Here is a 6,058-nt window from a genome sequence, read left to right on the forward strand (position 1 = left end):
GGTTGTCGAGAGAATTAAAAAAGAAATAAATGGGAATTGATAGAGCACTATGTTTTCAGACGAATTAGAACATATATCCTGGGAGGAAACCACGGCACGCATCCATGCCAAGACAGATGCGGATGTACGCCGTGCCCTCTCCAAAGAACATTGTAATGTAGAGGACTTCATGGCCCTCATCTCACCCGCCGCTGCCCCCTATCTGGAGACGATGGCACGATTGAGCAAGAAATACACCGAGGCACGATTCGGGAAAACCATCTCCATGTTCGTGCCTCTTTACATCACGAATTCCTGCACCAACTCTTGCGTGTATTGCGGTTTCCATATCAGCAACCCCATGCCGCGTACCATACTGACGGAAGAAGAAATCGTGAACGAATACAAGGCCATCAAGAAGCTGGCACCTTTCGAGAATTTGCTGTTGGTGACGGGAGAAAATCCGGCCAAAGCAGGCGTGCCCTACATAGCCCGCGCACTGGACCTGGCAAAACCCTACTTCAGCAATCTGAAAATAGAAGTGATGCCCTTAAAAACGGAAGAGTATGCAATGCTGAAAGGGCACGGCATGAACGGTGTGATTTGCTTTCAGGAAACCTATCACAAAGCGAATTACAACATCTACCATCCCCGCGGCATGAAGTCCAAATTTGAATGGCGTGTCAACGGTTTCGACCGTATGGGGCAGGCGGGCGTCCACTCCATCGGCATGGGAGTACTCATCGGTCTGGAGAAAGAATGGCGGACAGACATCACCATGATGGCTTATCACCTGCGCTATCTCCAAAAACATTATTGGCAGACGAAATACAGCGTCAACTTCCCCCGTATGCGTCCTTCGGAGAACGGCGGTTTCCAGCCCAATGTCATCATGAGCGACCGCGAACTGGCACAAGTCACTTTCGCCATGCGCATCTTCGACCATGATGTGGACATCTCCTACTCCACCCGCGAGCCTGCCGATATACGCGACCACATGGCAACACTCGGTGTGACAACCATGAGCGCCGAAAGCAAGACCGAACCGGGAGGATATTACAGCTATCCGCAAACACTGGAACAGTTTCATGTCAGCGACGAGCGCAAGGCTGTGGAAGTGGACAAAGCATTGAAACGCCTGGGGCGCGAACCAGTGTGGAAAGATTGGGATGCGAGTTTTGATTTGAAGGCTTTCAAGAGATGAGTGGCCGAATACAGAACCTTAATAATAATGAACAAATGAACCGATATGCCAGACAAACGTCCCTCCCTGAAATAGGCGAAGCCGGACAAGAGAAACTGCGTAATGCCAAGGTGTTGATAGTCGGTGTGGGAGGATTGGGTTCTCCCATTGCCCTCTATCTGGCGGGAGCAGGAGTCGGAACGCTGGGATTGGTGGACGATGACCAGGTCAGCATCAGTAATCTTCAACGTCAGGTTCTGTATGCTGAAGCTGACCTTGGGCAGCCTAAACCTCTATGTGGCGCCCGTAGAGTGCAGGGTTTGAACAGCGATGTAAACGTGGAAGTATACCCCTTCCGTCTGGACAAGAAGAATGCCGGAGAACTGATAAGGAACTACGATATAGTGGTAGACGGATGCGATAACTTCGCTACCCGCTACTTGCTGAATGACGTATGCAACGCTTGGGGCAAGCCCTACGTTTATGGTGCCATTCAAGGCTTTGAAGGCCAAGTGTCCGTCTTCTGCTACGGTGAGGGTGCAAAAAACTATCGTGACCTCTATCCGGATGAAGAAGGGACACTGCTCATGCCATCTCCGGACAAATCGGTTATCGGCGTAACCCCTGCCATTGTGGGTAGCGTAGAAGCCAATGAAGTGTTGAAACTGATTTGCGGCTACGGTGAACCCTTGGCAGGAAAGCTATGGACGATTGATTTAAGAACCATGCAGTCGTATATTCTCTCATTATAGACAAACATCCATAAAGATATGAAACTGATAGTCATTACCACGCCGCAATTCTTTGAAGGAGAAGCAGCGGCAGTTACCTCCTTATTCCAAAACGGTTTGGAAATACTCCACTTGCGCAAGCCGGGAGCTTCGGCAGAGGAGATGGGGAATTTTCTTCAACAACTACCGATGGAATATATGCCGCGCATTGTCACGCATGAGCAATTCCAGCTGGCATCCGTTTTCGGTCTGAAAGGAATTCATCTGACCGGACGCAATCCACAGATACCGTCCGGATATAAGGGACATGTCAGTCGCTCTTGTCACTCTCTTGAAGAAGTGTTGAAACATAAATCAGATTGTAACTATGTGTTCCTCAGCCCCATTTATGACAGTATATCCAAAGAAGGCTATTCTTCTGCTTACTCCTGCGATACCTTGCAGAAGGCGCAGCAAGCTGGTATTATCGACTCAAAGGTGATGGCATTGGGTGGCATCACCTTGGAACATCTTCCGGAAATAGCCGCTTTAGGTTTCGGAGGTGCCGTACTGCTGGGAGATGTCTGGCAGCAAGCGAAGGAAGCTTTCATCCCCCACTTCCTCCACCTGAAACAGCTTTCCTCTCACCCCTTTAATTTTTAATTTCTAATTTTTAATTATTTCATGCTTCCCCCTATTATCCTTTCCATTGCCGGTTCCGACTGTTCGGGCGGTGCAGGCATACAAGCAGACATTAAGACCATTTCCGCTTTGGGAGGTTATGCCGCTTCCGTCATCACGGCTGTTACTGCACAAAACACACTGGGAGTACAATCGGTTTATCCGATACCTGCGGATATGGTTAAGGCACAAATCACCTCTGTTATGGATGATTTAAGGCCGGATGCCGTCAAGATAGGTATGGTACATGATGCCAGTATTGTGACCACCATTGTCGATTGTCTTCAGACTTATACTCCGGAGTGTATAGTCTATGACCCCGTCATGATATCGACCAGCGGACGGCGACTGATGACCGAAGAAACCATACAAGTCATTAAGACGGAACTGTTTCCGCTATGCACCCTCATTACTCCCAACCTGAATGAAGCAAGCCTGCTTTGGGGGCAAACCATTACCGGTACTGTGGAGATGCGACAAGCGGCACAGGAATTATCCTGCAGATACAACACCGCTATTCTCGTCAAAGGCGGACATCTGGAGGGTAATGACATGTGCGACGTGCTTTATTGCCGGCAACCTTCTGCCGGGGCTGACGTCCTGCCATCCGGATGCATCCTCTATTCCAACCCCAAAATAGAGAGCCGTAACCTGCACGGCACAGGGTGTACCCTTTCCTCTGCCATAGCTACATTTCTTGCCGGTGGCAACAAACTCGATGAAGCGGTCTGCAAGGCTAAAGAGTATATCGGTACTGCGATAAACCGGGGGAAAGACATGAATATAGGGCACGGGAACGGTCCGTTATGGCACTTTCCTTTATCGGAATAAGAGCTCGTCGAAACGCATTATCTGTTTACCTTAAACGCATTATCTGTCAGCCTCCGATACATCATGTGTTTGGCACCAACGGACAATGCGTTTCGACATGCCTGCTTCTTAATAGCGTATGCCCAGAATTTTCTTGGCATCGTCTTTCTTGAACAGTGAATCAATGACGTCTAAAATCGCTTCGTAGTTTTCCGGATCTACGATATTGGGAGCGAATATGTTGAGGACTTTCATCTTGTCGTCATCAAAAGTATATAGTGCCATCAAACTGGCACATTGCACACAGTTCAGGCTGTTGTTTCGGGCAACAGTTCTCATCATTTCGATTTGATCATCCTTGAAAGGGTGGGACTTCACTTTTTCATAAAAATGCCGGAAGTCTTCGGGGTGCATCCCCCTGACATAAACCGGAGCTGGAGAATCAATCACTACTTCACTGGGAACAACCGGCAACGTACGTGGCTCTCCGGAGAATGAGTCCATTGCAACGACTCTCCCACCTTCAAAAGTCACGACAATCTGAGTTCGGCTGATATTACTTTTACCGGACAGCACTCTGGAATATTCCCATTCTTCTATATCCCGGTCGAAGCGGCGATACTCTGGAGTTCCCAATATCTTGGTGACCTCCTGCCTGCTCATCCCCTTCTGGATACTGTTCAACACATCTACCTTAGCATCATAAAACAAGCTGGAACAACTGCTGAATCCCATCGTCATTACCAGTCCCGCAATAATTAGTCTGATTGTTTTCATCTTATCGAGTTTTTAGTTGCCACAAAGGTAGGCAGAAACATGGATAGACCTCTTATTATCCCCCTATTTGTCAAAAGGGATTTCCCTACTTTTTTTAGCCATATACCTATTAATATGGAAATAATCCGTTATTTTTGCAGATACTATCACTATAAATAGGTAAAAACACATGGAAAAAGCAAAAGTATACTACTCTGACTTGCGTACTTCCCCTACATCCAATCTTTTGGATAAAATGGAACGCTTGCTGAAACGGGCAGGCATCGAGCAACTCCCTTTGAAGGATAGCTTTGCTGCCATCAAAATCCATTTCGGCGAACCCGGCAATCTGGCATACTTGCGTCCCAATTATGCAGCTCGAATGGCAACCCTGCTCCGCAGCCTGGGAGCCAAACCTTTCCTGACGGACTGCAACACACTGTATTCCGGTCGTCGCGCCAATGCCGTAGACCACTTGCAAAGCGCGATGGAGAATGGGTTCAACCCCATTTCGGCCCAGTGCCAGGTCATCATCGGCGACGGACTGAAGGGAACGGACTACCGCGAAATCCCTCTGAACGGAGAATATTGTCCGGCACCCAAAATCGGTACAGCGATAGCCGACGCCGATATTGTAATCAGTATGAACCACTTCAAGGGACACGAACAAGCCGGCTTCGGCGGTGCTTTGAAGAATCTGGGCATGGGATGTGCCAGTGTAGGCGGAAAGCTGGAACTGCACTGCGCCTCGCAACCCAAGGTTGACGTAGAAAGCTGCATAGGCTGCAACATCTGCGTGAAGCACTGCGCACACGACGCTGTGCACCTCAATACCAGCCGCAAGGCAGAAATAGACTACACCAAATGCGTAGGTTGCGGACAGTGCGTAGCCCTCTGCCAGCACGACGGTGCCGTGATGGGAGCCGAAGATACCTCCGAGCGCCTGAACTACAAGATTGCGGAATATGCCCTCGCTGTCGTTATGGGCAAGCCCCATTTCCACATCAGCTTCATCATGAACGTATCTCCCGAATGCGACTGCTGGAACCACAACGATGCCGCCATCGTGCCCGACCTCGGCATTCTGGCTTCGGCAGACCCGGTTGCACTGGACAAGGCATGTGCAGATATGGTCATCCAAGCCCCGATACTGCACGGTAACAATTGCCTTGCCACGGCACACGAGCACGACGACTTGTGTGGATGCGACAAGTTCCACTTGATGCACCCCGACACGGACTGGCTTGCCGGATTGCGCCATGCCGAGAAAATAGGATTGGGAACCATGGAATATGAATTGGTGAAGATTTGATTAAACCTTTTCAGTTTTAAACAGTCATACTAAAAATAGATTTATCAACTATAATATTATACAAATGGAAACATCTGCAAAACTTTATTCTTTGCCTTTCGGCAACGTAAAGACCTATCTATTCGTCCTGCTGTTCGTGGCAGGAAACATCGCCTTGCCGCAACTCTGCCATCTGGTCCCAGCAGGCGGTCCGACGTTGCTTCCCATCTATTTCTTTACACTGATAGCTGCTTATAAATATGGTTTCAAGGTAGGTCTGCTGACGGCTCTCTTGTCTCCGGTCATCAATCATCTGCTTTTTGCCATGCCTGCAGCAGCCGTGTTGCCGGCCATACTTATAAAGTCCGGTCTGCTGGCCGGAACCGCCGCTCTTGCTGCACGCTATGCCAAGAATATCTCTTTATTGGCATTGCTGGGTGTAATCCTCTCCTATCAAATTATCGGTACGGCCTTTGAATGGGCACTGTGCGGTAATTTCTTTTTGGCAGTGCAAGATTTCCGTATGGGCATTCCGGGCATGCTGATTCAGTGGTTTGGAGGATATGCACTGCTGAAAGCAATCGCAAAGAAATAAACGTATATTCTCAAACAGTATCCCTTAATCCTAAAACTTTGTTCGCACACTGC

Annotated in this window: 7 protein-coding genes; 6 read left to right on the forward strand and 1 reads right to left on the reverse strand. The window is 48.8% G+C overall.

Annotated elements, in window-relative coordinates; all coding sequences use genetic code 11:
• Nucleotides 1–49: 49 nt before the first annotated feature.
• Genes thiH through thiD form a run of 4 tightly spaced genes read left to right on the forward strand, consistent with a single transcriptional unit; the run spans nt 50 to nt 3,384 of the window.
• On the forward strand, nt 50–1,183 hold the full coding sequence (gene thiH / locus ABUA47_RS19590; RefSeq protein ID WP_035448503.1) for a 2-iminoacetate synthase ThiH: 1,134 nt from the start codon (nt 50–52) through the stop codon (nt 1,181–1,183).
• Between the two features lie 35 nt (nt 1,184–1,218).
• Nucleotides 1,219–1,914, forward strand: a complete 696-nt coding sequence (locus ABUA47_RS19595) for a HesA/MoeB/ThiF family protein (protein ID WP_005837100.1) — start codon at nt 1,219–1,221, stop codon at nt 1,912–1,914.
• An 18-nt stretch (nt 1,915–1,932) separates the two neighbouring features.
• Nucleotides 1,933–2,535: a thiamine phosphate synthase gene (locus tag ABUA47_RS19600; RefSeq protein ID WP_349831923.1), complete on the forward strand. Its 603-nt coding sequence runs from the start codon at nt 1,933–1,935 to the stop codon at nt 2,533–2,535.
• A 21-nt stretch (nt 2,536–2,556) separates the two neighbouring features.
• On the forward strand, nt 2,557–3,384 hold the full coding sequence (gene thiD, locus ABUA47_RS19605; RefSeq protein ID WP_035448499.1) for a bifunctional hydroxymethylpyrimidine kinase/phosphomethylpyrimidine kinase: 828 nt from the start codon (nt 2,557–2,559) through the stop codon (nt 3,382–3,384).
• A gap of 108 nt (nt 3,385–3,492) precedes the next feature.
• Here the strand turns inward: thiD and ABUA47_RS19610 are convergent, their stop codons facing one another.
• Nucleotides 3,493–4,140, reverse strand: coding sequence for a DUF4476 domain-containing protein (locus tag ABUA47_RS19610; RefSeq protein WP_035448497.1), 648 nt, complete (start codon nt 4,138–4,140; stop codon nt 3,493–3,495).
• A 169-nt stretch (nt 4,141–4,309) separates the two neighbouring features.
• On the opposite strand from ABUA47_RS19610, the gene ABUA47_RS19615 reads away from it, so the two are divergent.
• Both ABUA47_RS19615 and ABUA47_RS19620 read left to right on the forward strand, forming a co-directional pair.
• Nucleotides 4,310–5,431: a DUF362 domain-containing protein gene (locus tag ABUA47_RS19615; protein WP_035448495.1), complete on the forward strand. Its 1,122-nt coding sequence runs from the start codon at nt 4,310–4,312 to the stop codon at nt 5,429–5,431.
• 64 nt (nt 5,432–5,495) lie between these two features.
• Complete coding sequence (locus tag ABUA47_RS19620) at nt 5,496–6,005, forward strand: hypothetical protein (protein ID WP_035448493.1); 510 nt, start codon at nt 5,496–5,498, stop codon at nt 6,003–6,005.
• The last annotated feature ends 53 nt before the right edge of the window (nt 6,006–6,058 follow it).

The sequence above is a fragment of the Bacteroides sp. RTP31139st1_H2_RTP31139_211217 genome (assembly GCF_040227615.1).
Taxonomy (GTDB): domain Bacteria; phylum Bacteroidota; class Bacteroidia; order Bacteroidales; family Bacteroidaceae; genus Bacteroides; species Bacteroides uniformis.